Source organism: Brucella pseudogrignonensis, from assembly GCF_032190615.1.
Taxonomy (GTDB): Bacteria; Pseudomonadota; Alphaproteobacteria; order Rhizobiales; family Rhizobiaceae; genus Brucella; species Brucella pseudogrignonensis_B.
In genome coordinates this window covers 1-20,747 of record NZ_JAVLAT010000006.1, presented here as the reverse complement: position 1 = coordinate 20,747, position 20,747 = coordinate 1, and the positions used below count along the sequence as shown (strand labels likewise).

Sequence of the window (20,747 nt, the reverse complement as noted above, 5' to 3'; positions counted from 1 at the left end):
ACGATCTCGTACCCGTCCTACGCGCTTTGTCGGAAAAGGTTTCACACCGCCTTAAGACAGCCGACATTGCGGGGCGCACTGTCATCCTCAAACTCAAGACACAAGATTTTAAACTACGCACCCGCAATCGCCAGCTCGCAGACCCCACGCAACTTGCGGATCGCATTTTTCGCACGGGCCTTCAGCTACTAGAAAAGGAAATCGATGGAACAAAGTTCAGACTACTGGGAATTGGTGTAGGGGAATTATCTGCTGACGATCGTGCCGATCCACCCGATCTGGTTGATACCGCGGCCACAAAACGCGCGGTAGCGGAAGGTGCAATTGACAACTTGCGCAACAAGTTTGGGCGCAATGCAGTGGAAACCGGCTATACTTTTTCCAAAGGCAATCTCGCACGACCACAAACCCCATCAGACCGCGACCCCGACGAATAATAGCGATTAAGCCATTTGATTAGAAAGCCTTGGAGAAAAAACGTACAATTGCCGGTAACGGCTTGACGAAGCGTGTCTGGATCAATATTGGAACTCATCAAGAGTGTACTGACTGATTTGACAGCGCTCTTCGGAAGGCCTCATGGCGGAGTGGTTACGCAGAGGACTGCAAATCCTTGCACCCCGGTTCGATTCCGGGTGAGGCCTCCAACATTTTTGTAAGATCATTATAAGCAATTGAAAACGCTTTGATATTTTTCAAGGTGTGGCAATCGGTTCTCAACGTGTTCCGCCACACCTAAGTCGGGTGTGGCAATCGGTTCACCTTCCAACCCTTCACGCAAAATAATTTTCTTCCGTGCATGCGGCGTATTGACTCTTTCTACTAGCATGAACAAAATAAGAACATCGATGGCGGTCGAGACTAACACAGATATACGATTGGCGTGTGTATCTGCTTTTTAACGGAGCAGTACAATGAATGCGTTTGCGCAAGAAAATGAATATGACAATGAAATTGAGCTGGTACTTGCATATCACAAGGGCGATGTGCGGGCAGCAATTGAAGCGCTTCTAAAAGACCGCGACTTCCTCGTCAAAGAGATCGAGTATGCCAGCCTTGCAATGTCGATGGGCTTTACTCGTGGCTGGAAACCAACCGTCATTAAATGAAAACCGTCCTTAAGAACCTGAGACACACCAATGTCGTCCGGTTCACCTGTGCGAAATGCAATCACCACTACGAGAAGACAGCGCCGTTAATGGCCGTGCGTTTTGGTGAATGGCAGACGCTGGAAGAACTGGAAAAACGAATCGTATGCAGCAAATGCGGCAATAGAACCGGAAACTTCATAAGCTATGGGAACCCGGAACGATGATTAAACTAGAATGGAAGCGCACCGTTATTGGCGGACAAACAGCCCCGGGGGATTTTATCGCCTATTGCGAACGAGGAACTTTTGCCCGACTTTTGAGAAATGAACATGGACCTAGTGCGGGCATGTGGGGGTGGTATCTGAGCGCTAGCCGAAACCCATTTTCCAAACTACCCTACGGCTTATGTGACAGTAAACAAGAGGCCATTGACACAATTGTCCTCATGTTTGAAACCTTGCAGGAACAAGGAAAGCTCGAGTTTCATCCCGAACCGCCTCAACGCCGATCTCTCGCAGATATAGCCTAAATCCGTAGTTGCCCTACCTTCTTGGAAAACAGGAGGATGCAATGAACAGACCAAGGCGCGAAGGCAAATATCCGGATCGTAATCTCGAATGTGAGGCAGAAATGGCGGCAAAGGTTGTCGATGCCTTAGACGAAGCCGAGGCCGCAGGGTGGGACCGATTGGAAGCAGCAAAGGTCATGCTTCAAGCGGCTCATGGCGTTTACATGGGTGAGAGCGGAACCGACCCGGACGAATAAGTTAATGCCCCTTCTTCTGTCCTGCTTCGATCCTCTGCAATATCTCTTTCACAACACGCATGTCGCCGCCAAGTTGCGCGAGCGTGTCCTGAATTTTACTGACAGTCTCAGACGTGTTTGACGTGGCCTGTTCGTTGGCTGCAACCCTGTAGGCAAGATTATCAGTGATACCAGTTAACTTACGCACATCGGCTTCGATACCTTTCATGCGCTCATCCTGCCGGGCTTCATTTGCCTTCACATCTGCGAGGCGCTCTTTGTGCAAAAGCTCATGATCGACGCGCCACGCTTGAAGCTCGTCAATATCTCGCTCTGTATTGGCCCATATGTAAATCCATCCACCGACAACCCCGGCAAGAGTTATCACCTGTAAAACGGTATTAAGATTTATGGTCCACTGAAATTTCGGGATTGTCATTACCAGCAGCCCCGCGATTTCCCGAATTGATTATGTCCTGCAATCCCCTGCCCCGCCTTTAGATCGTTACCGGCGAGATAGACGGCAGTGTCAGGCTTAAGGCTTATCTGCTTCCAGCCCGCGCAGTTCGTCGCATTGCTCGCGCACCCCGCCAAGGCGCTTGCACAGAGCAACAGCATCCATATTGATAACTTCCTCATCTATATCCGCCCTCTTTTGGATTGCCTTTGCGGTTGCTTCTGCTGCGGCCAATGCTGACCGCTGACGCTCTTTGATTGTTCCGGCCGCATATCCAGCAGCCAGACACAAAAATGCCGCCAGAACAGCGGCGGCGACGATCTTCAACCGGTTGGGGATTAGCGCCCAGATCATGATTTGATCTTTCGATATATGCCCCAGAGAGTAAGCCCGACAATTACAGCCGCAATTGCAACACGCACCCACTGACCGCTCGAAAGCTCATCCTGCTGATTTGAAATCGTGCTTACAATCTCTGGAATGACCGGCCCAACAGTTGCCGCCGCACCCGCTGCGCCCGTGCCGCCGATTGTTGCAACGTCTGTTTTGTTGGCCTTCGTCGTCGCTGTAACTGTGTTTGAAGAGACAAAGGCACCCTTGGCCCATAAGCCAGCTTCGGCAGCACGCCGGTTCACAAGCCCCTGCACCTTCTTGCCGCCGGCATTCACCCACTTGGCAAGCTCGCCCGGTACTGCATCGTAATCGCCTTTGTTCAGCTTTTTGAGCAACGTCGATTTGTGAAGCGCGCCGGTGTTGTAGTCGAAGGAGCTCAGTACAGCGAACTGATTGTCAGTAAGTGGAACCTTGACCAGACGTTCAACCCGCGCTTCAAACTTCGCTAGATCGTTCTGCAGAATGCGCGAAGCCTCGGCCTTCGTGATCGTCATTCCCGGTGTGACCGTTGGTGATCCAGCTGCGGACGTATGCCCGTAGCCAATCGTCCAGATACCAGCCACGTCTTTATAAGCGGTCAGCTTAAGCCCTTCCCATTGCTGGATGAGCGAAAGCCCCGCCGCGTTGATGCGTCGTGCCATTGTGTTTTCCTATTTTTGTGAGATGCTGCTATTGCGCTTTGATGCTACCCGCATCGTGCAAGGCGTAGCCCCAGATCGCCCGCCAGCATCTGGGGTTTACTTTTGAAAAGTGCGACAGTTACACCCACTTGTGACCACTACCTCACTGAAATATTGATGCCACGGTTAGGGGTTACGTGGGGGCGTGCATGAATATTTTAGAAAACATACAACCTGAGTTTTGGCTCTTGGGTTCAGCATTTTTTGCTTTTGCTTTAGCTAGCTATCTCATGTGGCGCTTGCCGAGGTGATTTCCTTTCGGCACAAAAAACCGCCTCAGTGGGCGGTCAGGCGAAAATTTTAAAAGAATTGAAGCTGTTAAATCAGCGGTTCTGAGGTAGGTGTGGCACGGCGGCACATTCTGGGCAGACCGTCGTTAGCTTTGGCACAAAAAGACAAAATCGCTAGCGCCGCGCCACAGATCGGATGACAACAGTTTTTATCTGAGGCGCCGACAAATCCGCTGGACGGGCAAGCCGACGCTGAATACAATCTCTCTATAATTTACCAGAGGATACTCATGTCCGATCTAAATGAAGCGATATTAGCACAGCGAAAATTACCGGTTCTCTCGTTCGATGACGTTTCATCGCTTCAATTAGAGGTTGGGCAATATATTTATCATTTCCCCAATGAGCCGCTTCCTCTCTATTTGTTCGCTCATATCAAGGACAAAAAGTTGCCTCTGACCATATTTGGTCAAGGGTACTTGGACCCGCCTGTTAGAAGCTGTTTTACCCCGATAACAAGCGGTGATTACTTATCCAATTGATCGCTTCACCCGTCAAAGTCTAATCTAAATCTCCATCGACATGTCATGGTGTCGCCGGACTGCACTGGTGTGACGGTTCCTGCGCCGACATTCCCGTATCGATCAAAATAAATTTTGTTATACCCGGGCGAATTCGATATGTATGACTTACGGTTAAGCTGATCCCATCCTTCAAGCATCTCCACTTCGGCAGAGTATCCGGTGCCTCCCCATATCCGGTAGCGATCAGCTTGCGTTATAACTTGTTCGAAACCAGCAGTCGAAACATCTTCTAGCACCCATTCAGGTGATCGTATTGCCGTATCTGTTACTTGCGTCACCCCGTCATTAGCTAAGCGCTTGACCGGTAACATTGCAAGATAACAAGCATCAACATCCAAATCCGCTGACCACGTCACGTGTGTGCTGATCTCCACCCAGGGATATTCAAACTTCCAGCGTTTCGAGACAATACCCACCGGCTTCAATGGATCGCTTCCGTATTCATATATTGTGGATTTAGAGACAACCTCTACCTGCTTAGCGGCAATTGTCGTGTCACCTCCGGGTGTCATGTTAGCCATCTTGCCATCCACGAGCATAAACGTGCTAAACTGTTTCTCATACCCATGAGCTAAACCGCCCATAAAATCAGGTTTCCCCGCCTGTTTTACGGCGAACTCAACCTCGGACTGTGCCTCAAGTACTTGTAATGCTGCGCCTATCGGAATGCTTAACGGCGACACTCTGGGTGCAATATAAACGCCAGAAAGCCGCCACACATCCGATTGTTTTGAAACACTTAAAAGGCGTTGCATACGATAGTTGATATACTGGTCGCTGTTGCTGTTAGATGACTTCATAGAAACGTATAATAGATCACCCTGACCGCCTGAACTGAGCCGCCGTACCAGTATCTGATCTTGGGGGTATTTGGGCACCTGCCTCCAATAGAGAACAGCAGCCTGTTCTGCCAATAATCCGATGAAAACTGGAGAAGATGAAGAATTCGCCAGCCCCAACAAAAGCACTTTATTGTCGTCAACGAACCCGTTCGGGCCATTAACTATAGTTGATACATAACTCCTGACACTGACAGGAATTTTACCATTAACAAGCGGCGCATCCAGATCGAGTACTAAACCGATATTCGTGGTTAAACTAAAAGTACCGCCACTGAACGCAGTAGCAGCTACGCCGTCAGAACCTTCCCATGCTCGACCATCGCCGATAGTGACGACTATTTGCGTACCGTCAAAGCTAACTTGACTGATATTAGCCTGCGCCTGCACGATGCCTTTTCGTTTTGCATCTATGCGAAGCGCGTTATAGTCATCAAAGCGCAGCCAGCGCCAACCGGCAGGCGACGTGGACCACGTATAGATGCCATTATTCTGGACCGTGCCACCGACAACCGGGTCCGTGTGTGTTCCGCTGTCAGCTTCGACATAACCACGTTGGCCGTTTCTTGTGCCTGCTACAGCTGAGAGCTGCGCCCATGTTGCCTTCGTAACGGTATCACCAGACACAGAAAGCTCATCAACTTGTCTGTCAATCTCGGATATAAATTGACGGATTTCGGCTTTCTTTGGATTATTGGCTCCACTCGACGGAACGCCATCATTGACGTAATCACGGAAAGCTTTGTCGCCGAGTTCCTTAATATTTCCCATCGATTGCTCCATAGCAAAGCGCCCCGCTTTAGCAGGGGGATTTTGGTCTAATTGTTTCAGTAAGTTAGCTATCCACTGCCGGTGTTGTTTCGACGGCACTTGGCCCATATGAACCGAGGCGTCCCTTTTCAGTGCGCAGCGCCATCTGGAATTCGTATTGCGTGGCTGCTGCAAGGTTCGGAATTGTGAGGCTTTGAGCTTCGTTTGCTAAGGGGCCGTAAACTGTCCATTCGGTGTCTGAGGTCTTTCTCCAACGCACCATATAGTTCAACAGAACACTTGAGCTTGGAGAGAAGGTCAATTCAGCGGAAGGGCCAGCCTTTATTGCAATGACTGGAGCGGCTGGGACAGGGATACCATCATCGACATCTGTCTCAGATGACACAGGTGCCTCGCCCTCTTGAGAGCTATCCCACTGATATGCGGTTGATGGCATGGACTGCACTTGAATGGTTGCGCCTTGCAGAATACCGCCTTCACCGATAATGAACTTGAAGTCTAGCACCTCGAAGACGCTATCGATCCCAAAAAGGGAATAATGAATGCGAATGAAGCGCTCTCCAAATGCTGCTAATCCCATCAGGTTAGTATTGAAGGTGCCAACCCAATTCGGATTTGCACGAAACCATTCAAGCTTCATCAAGCGACGCGCCTGACTGTGCGATGGAGCCATGTTGAATTGAACGTCTTTGGCCTCTTCACCGCGCTCTGATACAGCATCCTCATCCGCCCAAGGATCCGCATCCGTAGACTGATAATCTTGTGTAGGATCCAGAAACGTAGCGCGAATGGTGTTCGCAGTCGTCATAACATCTCGACCGCGACCCACATCAGAAAAGCCCGTAATTGCATCAGCTGTGAGGATGACTGTCGGCTCTGCCCATTCGCCTATGTCAAGCGTTAACCCACCGTCTGGAGTTGGAACCAAACGACCATCGCAGCAAGCCAGCATACGCCCCAGAACATCAGCAGGACGCTCATTGAGCTGGTATGATCCCCAGAGGCGATAACGCGGCTCAGTGCCACCAGCTGCGAGTTCAATGGCTTGTCCTGCGCGATTATACGCTGCGACCCAGCCGGCTTGAGCTAAAGGCGTTGTGAATAGGCTTTCCGGCAAGCGCATGCCGTCACTGTGCGTCATGAAATCCCGAATGATGGATGCTGCATTGTCATCCCATGCAACGACACCTGTGCTGGGGTTTTTCACCTTGGAGGCGCGAATAACCAGCCGATAATTAGTGTTCACGCCATTGGGGAAGTATGAAAGGTAATCATCGTCATTGACGGCATCCTGCATGGCATAAAGCGATGCAATGCCATCGCCACGATGATCAGACGTCCATTCTGTAAAGGTCGAAGTCAGGCTTTGATAATTTGTCTCAGTTGGCAGACCTAAACGCACCTGAATGCGCAAATCCCACCAATCTCCCCATGGCCCGGTTCGTACCCATCCATCCGCATCAACAACAACCTGATGGTCATCAATCCAGTATTCCTCGACAGCGTCAATCTCTCCTTGATTGACCGCCAGCACTTTATGGAAGATGCCTTGCTTGGCTTCCGCGAATATCCATGCACCAGAGGTTTTGACCCGACCATAGTGACGAACACGAACGGGCGTTGCTTGCCGCACCTGCTGTTGAACATCTTCAGGTTTTGGTTGGGATGGCCGAAAGAGGGAGGAGGCAAGATATGAAAAACCTAGCGATAGAGCCAACCCACCTAATGTCGTACCCGCAAACATAGTGATTGCCGCAAGACCTGTCTGCAAAGCAGCACCGATTACGCCAGTACCTGCAATCGCTGCAATCAATCCAGAAATCGCTACTGGCATTGAATTCTCCAAGCTTTCCAGATTGCATCGAGCGGTGCACCGATCAATCCGGTTTCATCATGAGAAAACCAGATCGTTTCGGCATGTATAGCCACACACAGTTTTTGATTATGGATAATCAGACCAACATCACCGCATACCGGCGATGCCGTCTTTTCAAACCCTTGCGAGCGCATGGCGCGGTTCACAAGTATGGGAAAGCAACCCCGCACAGACAGGATTGCCGAAGCTTCCGCTTCATCTCTGTATTGCCGACCCATCCACGCGAGAGGTGACAACCCGGTACGGTTTCGCACCCATCTGTCAGCAGTCGAGACACAATCGGTCTCGCCCCAGCGGAAGGGCTTTCGCGCTTCGGCAGCAACAAATTCATCAATGTGCATGAGATCAGTAGTCGGGATACTTAAAGGATTTAAAAAGCAGTGAACCGACAAACTGGCAGAACTTATCACCACCTGAACGGCGTTGCTGATCGCGGTCGGTGTATCGGCCAAAGGCCGGACGCGAGCGGTTGAAGAATGCATTTTCAGCAGTCATCGAAATTGACTGAATAGCGCCTTCAGATCCCTGCATTTCGGTCCGACTAATACGCGGCGGCTGCATGAAGCCCCACCAGATCGGAGCAGGCGTTCCCAAAGGTTGCCATTCCTCGTCAAATAGCTGGATCGACACGACCACTATGCGTTGATCGACCTCATCATTTGCGTTGAGCGCAGCGGCAAGGAAATTCAGCGTCGTATCCGGCAATCCGCTCAGTTGGAATGTCACATTCTGTGCAGCTGTCGTTGAAGACATTCCAAGCCCATCCACCAAACCAAAGCCATACATCGGCTCATATCGGTTCCCGCCTGTCTCAAGTGCGGTATTGCCGTTCCATACTCGCATGGTTTCAGAGGCAAAACGAAACTCAACAAGCAAATCCAGTCGCACTTGGCGCTTAGAAAATTCAATGAGTTCTGCGCTCGTAAAAAAAGCCATCACACGTCCTCAATGAAATTGACGGTGTGGAAAGACCATGGAGCGACTAAGTCTAGATCCATGTCCATTTCCGCATCGCTTGCGAGACGCATTCGGCAAATTGGATTATCGAATTCCATCTCAGTACCCGCAGAAACAGCTTCACGCGCAGGAGGCCTGAAAGTGATGGCTGCTGACTTGTCGCCCGTCATCTGTACGGTACGGATACGATACATGCGCTCACCGACTGAGAAATCCTGCCCCGGTTGCAATTGACCTGCCGTAACAAGGGCGACATTTGCTGTTGTGCCACGCAATGGAATGTTGCTGATCAAGCGAATATCGATGGCGCGAGAGCGATATAGGCCAGCGTCACTAAAGGGGCTGGTATCGGAATGCGGAACGCCCTTAAGCAGGCTGCTCCAATCCGGCTCGTATGGCTGATAAGCACCACAGCGCGGGAGAAGGATTGGATGCAACTTGCCTTCAAGCAGCATGGCTATCGCACGGTATGCCAGAACCGCTGATGAACCACGTTTGATGATGATATCTGCAAATGTTGCCTTCCATATACCAGCATCAGACGCGGAAACCTGAGATAAACCGGACACACTCGACGGCCCCGCCAATGTGCGCGAGGCAATATTGAATGATGCTCGTTTGGGCTTAAGCACAGAACGAGGCCAAATAGGTGTCACCATTACATGGCCTCACATGTTTCTTGTTTGAGCGTCGGCTATCATTGACGGTAGCGACTGCTGAACGGTTCGGGTGCTTTGCTGAACAGAAACCTGTACAATCGCACCGGATGCCGTCTGAATTCGCTGATCGGCGATTTTAGCCATTCGCCCACTGTCATCTTGCAACATGATGCGTATTGTTTCGTTTGAACCCTGCCCCCGCATACCTTTGATACCGGGCGCGGTCGGTGCATTTGATGTTGGCAACGGGCCGACATAACCACCGTTGGCATAGCCTTTCAGGCCACGGCGCATCGCATCCAAAGCGGCAGGCCCACCAGCTGCGCGAACCGCGTCTTGGTCAAAGACATATTCGCCTTTATGAACCACGCCAGCCGGTTCGTATTTTCCACCAGAGCCAGTATAGCCGCCTTTGTCGAAACCAAGCAGCTTGCCAATACCGCCGAATATCCCCGACCCACCGCCGCCGAAGATGCCAGCCAGTGGACCTTTGCCAAGCAAGGTTGCCTGCATGACGGCCTCAATGAGCGTATTCAGGAATTTATCAAGCGCCGAATTGCCGGTTTCAATGGCCGGGATCATCGACTGAAAAGCATCCATCATGGAGCCTTTCAAGAAGTCCGACAATTCACGCGCATGCTCTTGGCTTTCTGCGAGCTTATTAGCTTCAACCGTGGCATTGGCATAACCTTCTGCCAAACCCTCAATCTGCTCTTTCAAAGCTGGGGTAATTTCAATCCCAGCTTTCTTGGCAGCATTCAACAGTTCTTGCGTGGCGCGGGCCTTAGTGATTGCGTAATCGTAATCATCAATCAGTGGGTTAATCTGGGCTTGAGCTGCCGTTTCTGCCTGTAGGGATGCTGTGCGCTCTTTGATCTGCTCGATTTCGCGCTGTAGTTCATCAGGTCGAGACCTACCTCCACCTTTGCGCCCCTTGCCGCCACCAGACGATCCGCCTGCTCCACCATTTGACGAACCGCCGCCGCCTGAACTTCTTGTCGGCGCAACTAGGTCGTTATCTTTACTATTGGCAGTCCTTTCCCTCGCTCTGGCATTTGCAGACTGTCGCCAATTCTCGCCAAGCTTCCCAAGGTGATCTTGAGCGGCTTTTGTCAAAGCCTTGCCATATGCATCGCCAGCAGCCTTACCAGCTCCCGCGAATGAGTTATCAAGCCTACCAAGATTTACTGTCATATCTTCTGGCAGTATCGGTGCGACGCCGACAAACCGGTCTAGGGCATTCAACGCAGATGCAACGCGGTTGATGCCATTTAAAACTGTTTGAAGCCCGCTTTCTATGCCTGCAATCATCGAGTTCATGGCATTAATGACGGCTTCGGCAACAGCACCGGGCAGCTTAGTAAATGTCGTTACGGTGGTATCGTAGAGAAGGCCAACAGCACCGATAATGTTATTTGCTGCACCCTTGGTTGTTTCCCAAACATCTTCCCAGCTAACCTCATTGCCGCCTAATGCATCGGATATCAGGTTTAGCGCCCCTAGAAGATCATCGCGAACAAGTGACGCAACATCCATTGCGCCCTGACTGATGGTTTCCCATGCTACCGAGGCGTAATCCTGAAGATTAGCCATATCGCCTGCAATCGGCTGGATCTGGTCACCGAACGCCGAGAGAGCGAACGTAGCCGAGCTAATCGCGGTAATCAGAAGCAAGAACGGGTTAGTTGCAACCATCGTCGCGCCTGCCAGCGCCACTCGTGCCATCGCCGGAACATACTGCCCCAGAAGAACTGTCGCCGCTGCCGCTGCTGCTAATGCAACATGCTCGAAGTTATCACCGACAAAAACCAGTCCTTGCGCGATAGTAGCAGAAACGCCAGACGCCTGATCCATTGTCCCGACGAACTTCAATAAGCCGTTGGCGACCTTCTGAAACCCGTCAGATATAGTTGCAGGCATGCTCTCGGCTTCGGCTGTCAGTTCCTGCAAGCGCGTGGTCAAAGCCTTGTAGATCACGTCACCGGTGATCTTGCCTTCCTTGCCTGCTTCGCGAAGCTGATTGACACCAATGCCGAGCTGGGCGGCAAGCACTTCGGCAACACGTCCACCAACTTCAATCACCGTATTCAGGTTGTCGCCTTGAAGCTTACCCGCCGCCATCGACTTGCCGAGAGCGTCAATCACACGAGCTGCGCGATCAGACTTAGCGCCTGACACCACGAGCGCGTTATTCAATGCTTCGGTGTAATCAAGCTGCTGATTGGTATTGTAACCAAGCTCTTTGAGAGCGCCCGCATTTGTGAGAAAGCTTTCAGCCGTGTTTTGCATACCGGAATAGGTGCGCTGCGCCATGTCATAGATACGCTCCATTACCTGAGGAGCTTTATCCATATCCCCGACAGCAAGGCCTACACGAGAGGACAAATCAGTCCAAGTGTCAGCCATACGCTGGATTTCACTTACACCAATGCCAAGGCCACCGATCGCAGCACCAGCACGAAGCATATTCTGAAATGAACGACTGATGTTGTCGTTCATCGTGGAAAAGCGCTTCTCGATCTGGCGAGCGCGTTGATTAGCAACGCCATTTGCCCGGTTGAGCGCCTTTTCAAAAGAGGCCGTGCGGGCCTCCATAGCCACGACAAGGCGTTCAACGTCAGTCGCCATCAGAAGCCCTCAATTCCAAGTTCTGCAAGTTGATCGTCGCTCATACCGGGAGCGGCTTTTTCTTCGGTCGCATTGGCGGCTTTGAAGCCTTCAACCGCACAGCGAAATTCCCAAAGCGTCATCTTGCCGATGTCGCGATGGATTATTCCGGCCCATTGGTAGAAGCGGTTGAATTTCCACTTTCCGCGCGGGAGCGGGTTCGGGTCTTCTTCGCCCCCGCTTTCCGCTCCCCCGGCTGATCATCCTCATCGCCAAAGAGTGCAACCATCAACACAGCCTGCGCAGTCAGCACTGACAATGTGAGCGGTCGATCTTCAACGAATTTCTGGACAAGCTTACGAGCGGCTTCTTTTTCCATGCCGCCGCCTTCAAGACCGAGGCGGATAGGCTGGATCACATCATCAATGAACCATTGCTTGGAAGTGAGCCGCATCAATATCCATTGCGGCCCTGCATCGCATTTGTCTTGCAGGGCGCGAAGGTGTACAAGGCGGAGTTCAAAATCATGCTCTCCGCCAGCCCATGTGAGAGCCTTCGCCATTACGCAGCCTTAGCGGTACGGGTTGGCAATCCGTCGAACTGAATTTCGATTTCAGCCGATACCTTTTGGCCTTTTTCAACGGCATTGTTGAGGTACACGAGGATCGCTGATCCTGTTTCATATTCTGTGTCACCAACAGCAGAATTGACGTGCTGAACACGAATTGTCTTCTTACCGCCCGAATACCACCAATCAAGCATCATTTGATGGCTCTGGCTGGCCCATACGCCAGTACCTGAGATTGTAACTTCCGAGGACTGAACAGCACGTTCAACAACAGCTGGCAGGCTTTCATCTTCACAATCGGCGGGTACTTCCGTTGTCTGCATGTTGTGCTGGCGGTTGATACCGCGCTGTGTGATGCCGCAAATCTTCGAGAAAGTACCCTCGACATCTGTTTCAATCTCAACAACAAGATGCTGAAATTCTGCGGTAATTGGCTTAACGGCCATGTTATTTCTCCATGCGAAAACGGGCCAGCAATACGCCAGCCTTGATAGGGCTTGAGGCCCGGTTTCAGGTGATTGGGCTAAGCCCGTTTACGGCCTTTCAGGGCGCGTTTCTGATCGCGTGTCGGGCTTGCGACCGCTTCGGCCCAGCCTTTCGATACGCAGTAATCAATGAAGTCTTGCGGACGTTCTTGCGGTTCCGGCGAAGCCTTGGCGTTGAACGAATACCGGCTGCGAGGACGCGACCAGTTGCATTCCACTTTAAAGATTGCCCAAGCCATTATTTCGCTCCGTCTCTGACTGCTTTGCGCATCTGGCGCGTAACCCTGCCCCGGACACGCTTTCGCAACGTGCGCCATGATGGGAAGAAATACGGGCTGGCCTTCATGTGCTGGGTGCCGAACTCTTGAAGTCTGGCAAGCTGGAATTGCTCACGTTCACCAACCATCGTTGACGTATCGCCAGCGTAGATCGTGATCACCAAACCGTCGCGTGTCGGTGCTGACTTGCCGAGGACCATTGAGCCTTTCGGCGCATCGCCCCACGTCCAGTTGATCGTCTGTGCAAGTGCACCCGTATCTTTCGGTGCCAATCGACGCATCATACTGACGACTTCGCCAGCACCTTGCTCCATTGCTTTGATCGTCGCATCGAATACAGCCTGCGGAATGGTCTTAGTAAGCTTTCGCTTGAGCCGGTCTAAGCCCTCAACCATCTTCCCATTCCTCGTCAATCAGTCCGGTGACTTGCACAATGCCATGAGCGGTTATACCGTCTGGATCATCCAAAACACGCGACAATTCGATATTAAGACCCACAAGAGCGCCGCTTAACAGCTCACCAGTGGTGTTTCTCAAAGCGCCTACAATGGCGTCAACAATCTCTTTGCACGGCCATTTCCGGCCATTCTTGCGCACCCAGCAATCAATCTGGATTGTTTCTTCACGGCTATTGATGCAATCAGCATCATCGGTGCGAAAATCACTCGCGCCCATCGAGATATATGGAAATGTCGGCTTTTCAGGTGGGCCGTCATACACACGATCACCGACAAGTGCCGAAACCTTCGCGTTGGCCTTGAGCGTGGAAATAATCAGGTCTTGGAATGAGACGGAAACACTCATGTCGCCACCCCGCTTTCCGCTGTAATTTCCATAAACTGCCGATCCTCGGTCGGGACAATTGCCCTGATCTGGTACTCGGTTCCGGTGCGCGCATCACGCATACCGTCATCAGTGGTCAAAGCTGCCGTCTGGCTACTTCTGCGCACCGTGACAACAACCGGCTGCTTACCCGTCAACCTTGCCGCCTGAACCGTTTCCCCTCCCCGCAGATACCGGATATTGCCGCGGACTGTGAAATCGGTCGGGGTCGGCTCGAAACCACCATGCCCGTCCGGCACTTCGGTGATGGTGCTGAAGGTGATAGATGAACGAAGTTGCCCTGATCCTAATCTAGCCATGATTACACCTTCGGACGGCGAAACGGCCAGATAAGAGCTTCATAGGCTTGATTGCTCTCAATCCGTGGGCCTTCTGGGTCGCCTCGGTATGAGTACATCAGCCCAACATGCATCAGGATTGCCGCCTTGAGAGAGGCTGGCACGTCTGCCGGGGCTGTCCCTGCCTTGTATTCGATAGTGACCGCATCGGCGCGGGCTACAGTAGCGGGCCACGAGTTACCGTAAGCGAGCGAAAGAACTGTTCCGCAGGCATAGTCCAGCGTCTTGTAGGAGGCCTCTGAAACGGTTTTCTCCACATTATCGGTGTCGAAGTACTTCACGGCCTCAACGCTAGCCACTGGCCCCATACGCAGCCGCAGGAAGCTATTAAACGAGCAAAACGATTGCTTCCACGTCTGAGTGACAAGCGCGATGTTAAGCGTACGCTCAAGATGATCGGTCGCGGCCTGAATAAAGCGCGTGATCTGGTTATCATCATCGGTGAAACCCGACACAATCAGATGTTGACGAGCTTCTTCAAGCGATACCGGTAGGTCTGCTGGCGCTTGTGTGCGGACAGGAAGCAGCATTTATCAACCGCCTTTGTTCTTTTCTGCCCGACCTTCAGCCTTATTCTTCGGCTTTTCCTCGGACTTTTCCTTCAAAACGCCATTCTTCACCAAATGCGACACATCAGTTTCGGATGCCTGTCGTTCATCGCCGGGTTCATAGAATTTATCACCCTGATGACGGCGTAAAACTTCATAGGTTTTCATGGCAATCTCCTTCAGATCAAGAAACGGGCAGCGTTAACTGCCCGTCGATTTGATCAGAACTTATTCGCCGCCACCCGGAGCCGCGTTCACATCGCCGTAGATGAACGCTTCTGGACGATAGACAGCCAGAGCGAGACGTTCTTCAGCAAGGATGGTGACAAGGTTCTTGATGAAGTCGTCTTCATTCTCAGTTGCGACTTCAACACGTGCCTGCCAGCGGTCGAAAATCTGCGCACCAAGCTTGAACGCACCGGTGAGGAACTTACCAGCCGCAACCGCCTGAGTGGTGACAACAGGAAGGCCCCAAAGAGTAGGCGAAAGCGTACCCTGCGGATTGCCGATGATGTAACGGCCCTGAGTGTCCTTGAGCAGTTCAATCGACGTCCAATCAATCGGATTGAGGACATGGCCGGTTGCTGGATATTCAGCAAGCGCCGCCTGAAGCATCGCCACACGAAGACGATCAATGCCGGTAACAGTTGCTGGCATGGTTGTCCCGGCAGGGATAGCGAACGCTGTCGACTGCGGGATGATGCCGAGCAGGTTCTGGCCTGTGCCGTCACCGTTGAGAAGCTGGTTTTCTTCAACGTATGCCAGACCGTACAGCAAGCGCTGATCAATGATCGAGCGAAGCTGTGACACGTCAGACAGCACCTGACGGGAAGCCTTCATCCAGTGTGCAATGACCTTGGCAGAGGTCGTTACCAGCTCGAACTGAATATCCGAGTTTGGCTTTGCCGCACCTTCAGCCACGCCAGCGGCGCGGTTGTTGAAACCCTTTTCCTTGACGTATTCCAGTGAACCGCCGTCCATCTGACCCTGCGAGAGCAGATCACGGATAGTCAGACGGCGCTGGGGCAGCTCAAGAATGCCGGGAAGTCGGGTGGTCTGAATTGCAGCGCCAACGGAACCGGCGGCGTTCGTGGTTGCCGTGGTCAGCGTGGCCTTGGTCTGAATGTCGATGCGACCGCGAGGGTTCGCCTGACCGAGAAATTCCTTGACCTTGTCGTTTTCAACGAACTGCTCACCAATCGACTTTTCCCGGTCGCCTTCGCCACCGCCGCGTGCTGCCTTCTGCTCGAAATCGTCAAGACGTGCCTTGAGTTCATTCATGGCGGTAAGGCTTTCGTCAGCCTTTGCCTTGAGGCTCTCGCTGATGTCGCCATTCTTCTTGGCTTCAGCCACGGCCTGTTCAGCGATTTCCTTGACGCTGTCAAACTTCTTCTCGAAGTCAGCCTTAACCTCCAGAGCAAGCTGCTCTGCTGTTTTATTGTCGCTCATTGATAATGTCCTTTCTGGACAAAGAGGGTGAGATTTAACCGCGCAATGCTTTTAAGAATGCGGTTGCGTCGCTTGCCTTTTCGCCCTCTGGATCACCCAGAACGGCCTTTGCATAACCATGCGAGGCAATCGCGCATGCCATGCTTTTTGGAACCCCTGCCTCTCGCAAGATGTCCTCAAATTCTTTGATCGGCATGGGGTCGCCATCGCGGAGGCGTCTGGCAAACTCATCCATGCGTTCAGATTTCACTGCCTCGATACGGGCGCGGCGATTGGCTGGGAAAGAAACCGGGGAGATTTCCCGCAGGTCCAATTCATCCAGATTGCGCACATTGCCGTCAGGAGTGGCTTTGATTTCTCGGTACCCGATGGAAAGACCACCGATAGCATTCGCCTTCATGAGCGCATGGACTTCACGAGCCTTCTGCACTTCCATGATCAAGCGGCCCTTACCCCAAAGGCCTTTTGCATCCTCAGCAAGATCATCCCAGATACCGATCGGTTCATTCGGGTTATGCTGCCAAAGCATCAGAACGCTTGTGCCTTCGCGCTTATGCTTAGCGAGACTGCCAGCGAAAGCACCGGGCATTACCCGCTCGCCATAGCTGTCAACATTGCCGTTGACCGAGCCGTAACCCGTAAAGGTGCCGTCTTCCGACAGGTCTTTAACCTGCAAGGCAAAGTCTTTGGTTTTCATCGAGATTATTCCTCGTTGTCGCTCTGACGCGGGGTCAGTTCTCGGTCTGCACCGGCTTCGGTAATGGGCACATTCTGCATCTGCATGCGTGGAACATCTCCGCCCTCGACAGGTGGCAAGTTCTCAAGCTCTCGGACTTCGTTGATCGTCATCGCGCCGATTGCCGTCATCTGCTGGTAGAACCGCGCTCTTCCCGCCGTATCGCCCCGCAGAAGGCCTTCTTGGTTAAATTCTATGATAACCCCTGCCGCCTTATCCGCTGGCGTCAGGAGCTGTTTCATCAGTGCCTGTTCAATGCGCTTCAAACGACGGCGAAGTGTGAACTTCTGAAAGCCGAGTGTTTGCGCTTCAATACCCGATCCCCAACTTGTCGATTTCGATGTGTGACCAACCATATGCGGAGGCACACCGAAGAACCGACAGATTTCCTCAATAGAGAATGAGCGGGTTTCCAGCATCTGGGCATCTTCTGGCGTAATCGTCAGTTGCTGCCATTCGGTGCCGCCCTCTAGGATGATAGGCTTGCCAGCATTGCCGCTTCCGATTTTCGCTGCAAGTTTCTGTTCGGCAAGCTCGCGCTGCTCATCGTTCAGCCACTTCTCGAACTTGAGAACACCAGAAGGTCGCAAACCGTTCTCAAACATCGATCCGGCTGATCTATCCGCTGCCTGCGATAAGCCAAACACACGGCGACCGAAGTAAAGCGTCGACGCTCCGCCAAGTGGGTTGCCGCCGAAACCACGGATATGCAGGATTTCGCGATCTGTGGCTTCGTTCGCCTTGCCGTCCTCAGTCCACTTGTAAATCAGATCGCCGTTGGACTTCTTCTGAACGCTCATCAGCGCCGGAAGAATAGGAGTTAAGACCCGAACATTACCATTTGATCGATTGACACGAGCGTAACCATTGCCCCAAAGCTCAACCGATGCCGCCATGAAGTCCCAGAAGTCAACCGCTGTCTGGTCGTAATTCGGGCTGTCGTGCAGCACAACATAGAGTGGGTGATCGCTTGCGACCTCGCGTGATCCGTCAGCACTCTTGCGATAAACCATAAGCGGCAACGACGAGATTGTACCTGAAATCAGGTTCACACATGCCCACACCGCAGACAGTGCAAGAACATTCTTTTCAGTGATGATCTCCCCGGCCCCGCCGATGCTGTCACCCGGATACCAAGCGTCAGGCTCACGAACGGTCAGGTTCCGCTTAACAGGCGTATCGCCAACGAAACCATTCAGCATCTTTCGCAATAGGTTCACGCTGCACCTGCCAAGCTCTTGAAGTAATCATCCATGCCATCATGTTCCGTTTCCTGCTGAATAAACCAGCCAAGAGCCATGATTAGCGCCACCGCACCGTCGATCTTGTTTTGAGGCATCTCCTTGCGCGGGTAGACGTTCTCTTTTGCATCGTAATGCCCGACAACATTGCCGATCATCCAGTTCATCACCGCATTTCCGGTGTGATGAATGCGCTGTTCCCGCATGAGAGCATCAAGCGTTTTCGTCGCCTCGCTCATCGTTGCCACTGTTTGCCGATATTCCTCGGCAGGCATTCCATCGCGCTTGAGGTTCTGGATCATCTGCTGCGCTTGCCATGGGTCAGTTGCTACAGCTTGCAGATTTAATCCCGGACCTTCCGCCTTGATGTCATCCTCGATTGAACCGAAGTCGATTGTCTCACCGGCAGTGGCAGTTATGTCGCCCTGCATCTCCCACCCGCGATACATCGGGTGCTTATCTTCTTCTATTGCAACTCTCGGTAGGTAAAAACGTGGGAAAACATAATAATGAGCCTTCCCATCTATCAACCTGCGATAGAGGTTTACACGCGCTGCAATGTCGATCTTACTTGCCAGATCAAGGCCAATGACACATTCGTCGTTGGCAAAGTCTTCCTCAACAAGATCGCGGTCCTCGCATTTGCGCCACCAGTCTGTGTCAAACAGCGCCGAATTAGCGTCAACCCAAACATTCAGATGCTTGGTGAGATAATTCGCCCTTGCTGTTGCAACCTGTCTGGCCTTGCCTGCCGTCTGTAAGACAATCTTAGGATCGACAGACACACCCCAATTCGGGTTTGCCTTCCGCAAAGTTTCTTCTGCAAACGGATCGTCGCCCTCGTCAATGGTGTAAATAATTCCGAATACAGCGTCAGCAGCCTCCCCCGCTACAGTGCCAGCCAGAACATCAAGAACGAACTTCCTGACCTCGTAGCAGATACCGTGCTTGTTGCTGCCTGCCGTGGTGATCATCCACAGCATCGATTGAGGCCGTTTGCCAAGCCCTGTTTCCAGAACATCATAAACATCACGGCTTTTGTGCGCGTGAAGCTCGTCTACGATAGCCAGATGAATATTCAAACCGTCAAGCGTATGCCCGTCAGCGGATAGAGCCTTGAACGCGCTCGATGTTTTCATCTGCACAAGAGACTGTGCACTGACATCGACCTTAAACCGATTGCGATAGGCAGGCATCTTTCTTGCCATCGCCTGTGCATCGCGGAAAACAATGCGAGCCTGATCGCGTGTCGTCGCTGCCGAGTAGATTTCAGCACCGGCTTCACCGTCAAGCGCAAGCATGTAAAGACCAACCGGCGACGAGAAAGATGACTTCCCGTTACCGCGGGGGACTTCCACATAAACGCGACGAAACCGCCTATTTCCGTTACTATCCACCCAGCCGAATGACGTGCTCAAGATGAATAGCTGCCACGGCTCCAAAATCATCAGATCGCCGCGTGAAGCTGACGGGCCTTTGATATGTGGGCATAGCTCGACAAATCGGCAGATGCGCTCTGCCCTTCCGGTATCGAAGTGATAGCCCTTCGGCGGATTAGCCAGATCGTCAAGCTGTCGCTGGCAAGCCTGATAGACATACTTGCAGGCCGGAATAGCGCCTGAAACAACGTCACGGGCGTATTGATGCGCCTTATCTGCGTAGCTCAATGTTGCCTAACGTCAAATTCTGCAAAGGGATCATCATCAGCTTCTTCATGTGGCTGGTGAACCTTGGACCGATCAACCGGCGTTGCGCCTAGTGATGAAACGGCCATGCGGTAATTGCCAAAGAATGAAGCAGGCAGATCGCTTGCGCCTTCGATAATCTGCCCCCTCATGATGCTGACAATCTCTAGTGCCGCTCGGTCCTCGTAGACCAGCCACGGGATTTCATCGACAAAGATTGCCCATGCCTTTTTTGCATTCTTACTCAGATAATCTGGGGCTTTTCCGATACCGCGCCCCGAAGCTTTCGGGTTACTTCTGTCGCGATAACGTTGCGGGTCTTTCTTGTCAGCGCCAGTTAGCGCCGCCTTAGCAAGTGGCGTTTGCGGACGTGGCATTTCAGCCCTTTCACGGGCCTAAACCCTTTTTATGAATTGCGGATGCGTGTAAATGCTTGGGACGCGGGTCTGGCTGACGGTCAGCTGTAGACTTTTACCCCGCCCCGGCCTATCTGACCGCCCCATATCGGGCCACTGAGAGGCGTTTGATCTTTTTTTGATGCATTGCAACACTTCAATCAAAACGCTCGTCTATGCGCCTATATGAAAGCTTCGATCTATCCATCGATCTTTAGGCGCTGTTGGGTATCCATCCTGCCCAACATTGCGATGCTCGATCTTTTTGATCCTGATAGTGTCTGGGCTTCGAT

The 20,747-nt window shown here is 52.2% G+C and carries 24 protein-coding genes, 1 tRNA gene and 2 pseudogenes; 4 read left to right on the top strand and 23 right to left on the bottom strand.

The features are described from left to right. The 4 genes and pseudogenes from RI570_RS21505 to RI570_RS21490 all read left to right on the top strand — a co-directional run. A pseudogene (locus RI570_RS21505) lies at positions 1-437 on the top strand (DNA polymerase IV); the annotation flags it as partial. Positions 438-573: 136 nt separating this feature from the next. After that, positions 574-647: transfer RNA gene (locus tag RI570_RS21500), tRNA-Cys, on the top strand. Positions 648-914: 267 nt separating this feature from the next. Then, a complete protein-coding gene (locus RI570_RS21495; protein ID WP_313829992.1) occupies positions 915-1,109 on the top strand; it encodes a hypothetical protein in 195 nt (64 codons plus the stop codon). A gap of 552 nt (positions 1,110-1,661) precedes the next feature. Continuing rightward, a complete protein-coding gene (locus RI570_RS21490; RefSeq protein ID WP_313829993.1) occupies positions 1,662-1,856 on the top strand; it encodes a hypothetical protein in 195 nt (64 codons plus the stop codon). A gap of 1 nt (position 1,857) precedes the next feature. Here the strand turns inward: RI570_RS21490 and RI570_RS21485 are convergent, their stop codons facing one another. The 23 genes and pseudogenes from RI570_RS21485 to RI570_RS21375 all read right to left on the bottom strand — a co-directional run bounded on the left by RI570_RS21485 (position 1,858) and on the right by RI570_RS21375 (position 20,436). Further along, positions 1,858-2,274 carry a hypothetical protein gene (locus RI570_RS21485; protein ID WP_313829994.1) on the bottom strand — a complete coding sequence of 139 codons (417 nt, stop codon included), beginning with the start codon at positions 2,272-2,274 and terminating at the stop codon, positions 1,858-1,860. 96 nt (positions 2,275-2,370) lie between these two features. After that, positions 2,371-2,646 carry a hypothetical protein gene (locus RI570_RS21480; RefSeq protein WP_313830089.1) on the bottom strand — a complete coding sequence of 92 codons (276 nt, stop codon included), beginning with the start codon at positions 2,644-2,646 and terminating at the stop codon, positions 2,371-2,373. Beyond that, positions 2,643-3,326, bottom strand: a complete 684-nt coding sequence (locus RI570_RS21475; protein WP_313829995.1) for a lysozyme — start codon at positions 3,324-3,326, stop codon at positions 2,643-2,645. Before RI570_RS21475 ends, RI570_RS21480 begins: the two co-directional genes overlap by 4 nt. Positions 3,327-4,142: 816 nt before the next feature. After that, the gene (locus tag RI570_RS21470) at positions 4,143-5,789 is read right to left on the bottom strand and encodes a hypothetical protein (RefSeq protein WP_313829996.1); all 1,647 of its coding nucleotides are present in this window, start codon (positions 5,787-5,789) and stop codon (positions 4,143-4,145) included. A 148-nt stretch (positions 5,790-5,937) separates the two neighbouring features. Then, positions 5,938-6,597: pseudogene (locus RI570_RS21760) on the bottom strand (fibronectin type III domain-containing protein); the annotation flags it as partial. A gap of 1,016 nt (positions 6,598-7,613) precedes the next feature. Next, on the bottom strand, positions 7,614-8,006 hold the full coding sequence (locus tag RI570_RS21460; protein ID WP_313826417.1) for a DUF6950 family protein: 393 nt from the start codon (positions 8,004-8,006) through the stop codon (positions 7,614-7,616). A 4-nt stretch (positions 8,007-8,010) separates the two neighbouring features. After that, on the bottom strand, positions 8,011-8,601 hold the full coding sequence (locus tag RI570_RS21455) for a hypothetical protein (RefSeq protein WP_313826416.1): 591 nt from the start codon (positions 8,599-8,601) through the stop codon (positions 8,011-8,013). After that, positions 8,601-9,281 (bottom strand): hypothetical protein, encoded by a 681-nt coding sequence (locus RI570_RS21450; protein WP_313826415.1) that lies wholly within the window; start codon positions 9,279-9,281, stop codon positions 8,601-8,603. The genes RI570_RS21455 and RI570_RS21450 overlap by 1 nt, the downstream gene beginning before the upstream one ends. A 9-nt stretch (positions 9,282-9,290) precedes the next feature. Further along, entirely contained in the window at positions 9,291-11,909 is a 2,619-nt protein-coding gene (locus RI570_RS21445; protein WP_313826414.1) for a tape measure protein, read from the bottom strand. Then, entirely contained in the window at positions 11,909-12,031 is a 123-nt protein-coding gene (locus tag RI570_RS21440) for a hypothetical protein (RefSeq protein ID WP_313826413.1), read from the bottom strand. The genes RI570_RS21445 and RI570_RS21440 overlap by 1 nt, the downstream gene beginning before the upstream one ends. 20 nt (positions 12,032-12,051) lie before the next feature. After that, positions 12,052-12,450 carry a gene transfer agent family protein gene (locus RI570_RS21435; protein WP_313826412.1) on the bottom strand — a complete coding sequence of 133 codons (399 nt, stop codon included), beginning with the start codon at positions 12,448-12,450 and terminating at the stop codon, positions 12,052-12,054. Continuing rightward, positions 12,450-12,902 carry a phage tail tube protein gene (locus RI570_RS21430; protein WP_313826411.1) on the bottom strand — a complete coding sequence of 151 codons (453 nt, stop codon included), beginning with the start codon at positions 12,900-12,902 and terminating at the stop codon, positions 12,450-12,452. The genes RI570_RS21435 and RI570_RS21430 overlap by 1 nt, the downstream gene beginning before the upstream one ends. Positions 12,903-12,979: 77 nt before the next feature. Next, a complete protein-coding gene (locus tag RI570_RS21425) occupies positions 12,980-13,180 on the bottom strand; it encodes a hypothetical protein (RefSeq protein ID WP_313826410.1) in 201 nt (66 codons plus the stop codon). Then, positions 13,180-13,614, bottom strand: a complete 435-nt coding sequence (locus tag RI570_RS21420; RefSeq protein ID WP_313826409.1) for an HK97-gp10 family putative phage morphogenesis protein — start codon at positions 13,612-13,614, stop codon at positions 13,180-13,182. The genes RI570_RS21425 and RI570_RS21420 overlap by 1 nt, the downstream gene beginning before the upstream one ends. Next, positions 13,607-14,023 (bottom strand): DUF3168 domain-containing protein, encoded by a 417-nt coding sequence (locus RI570_RS21415; protein WP_313826408.1) that lies wholly within the window; start codon positions 14,021-14,023, stop codon positions 13,607-13,609. Before RI570_RS21415 ends, RI570_RS21420 begins: the two co-directional genes overlap by 8 nt. Further along, on the bottom strand, positions 14,020-14,361 hold the full coding sequence (locus RI570_RS21410; RefSeq protein ID WP_313826407.1) for a head-tail adaptor protein: 342 nt from the start codon (positions 14,359-14,361) through the stop codon (positions 14,020-14,022). Before RI570_RS21410 ends, RI570_RS21415 begins: the two co-directional genes overlap by 4 nt. Before the next feature lie 2 nt (positions 14,362-14,363). Continuing rightward, positions 14,364-14,930, bottom strand: a complete 567-nt coding sequence (locus RI570_RS21405) for a phage head-tail connector protein (RefSeq protein WP_313826406.1) — start codon at positions 14,928-14,930, stop codon at positions 14,364-14,366. Between the two features lie 3 nt (positions 14,931-14,933). Continuing rightward, positions 14,934-15,116: a hypothetical protein gene (locus RI570_RS21400; protein ID WP_253177031.1), complete on the bottom strand. Its 183-nt coding sequence runs from the start codon at positions 15,114-15,116 to the stop codon at positions 14,934-14,936. Between the two features lie 60 nt (positions 15,117-15,176). After that, entirely contained in the window at positions 15,177-16,397 is a 1,221-nt protein-coding gene (locus RI570_RS21395; protein WP_313826405.1) for a phage major capsid protein, read from the bottom strand. Between the two features lie 34 nt (positions 16,398-16,431). After that, a complete protein-coding gene (locus RI570_RS21390; RefSeq protein ID WP_313826404.1) occupies positions 16,432-17,094 on the bottom strand; it encodes an HK97 family phage prohead protease in 663 nt (220 codons plus the stop codon). Positions 17,095-17,099: 5 nt separating this feature from the next. After that, positions 17,100-18,353 (bottom strand): phage portal protein, encoded by a 1,254-nt coding sequence (locus tag RI570_RS21385; protein WP_313828492.1) that lies wholly within the window; start codon positions 18,351-18,353, stop codon positions 17,100-17,102. Beyond that, positions 18,350-20,041, bottom strand: a complete 1,692-nt coding sequence (locus tag RI570_RS21380; RefSeq protein ID WP_313828491.1) for a terminase large subunit — start codon at positions 20,039-20,041, stop codon at positions 18,350-18,352. The genes RI570_RS21385 and RI570_RS21380 overlap by 4 nt, the downstream gene beginning before the upstream one ends. After that, positions 20,038-20,436 carry a hypothetical protein gene (locus RI570_RS21375; protein WP_313828645.1) on the bottom strand — a complete coding sequence of 133 codons (399 nt, stop codon included), beginning with the start codon at positions 20,434-20,436 and terminating at the stop codon, positions 20,038-20,040. The genes RI570_RS21380 and RI570_RS21375 overlap by 4 nt, the downstream gene beginning before the upstream one ends. Positions 20,437-20,747: the final 311 nt, after the last annotated feature.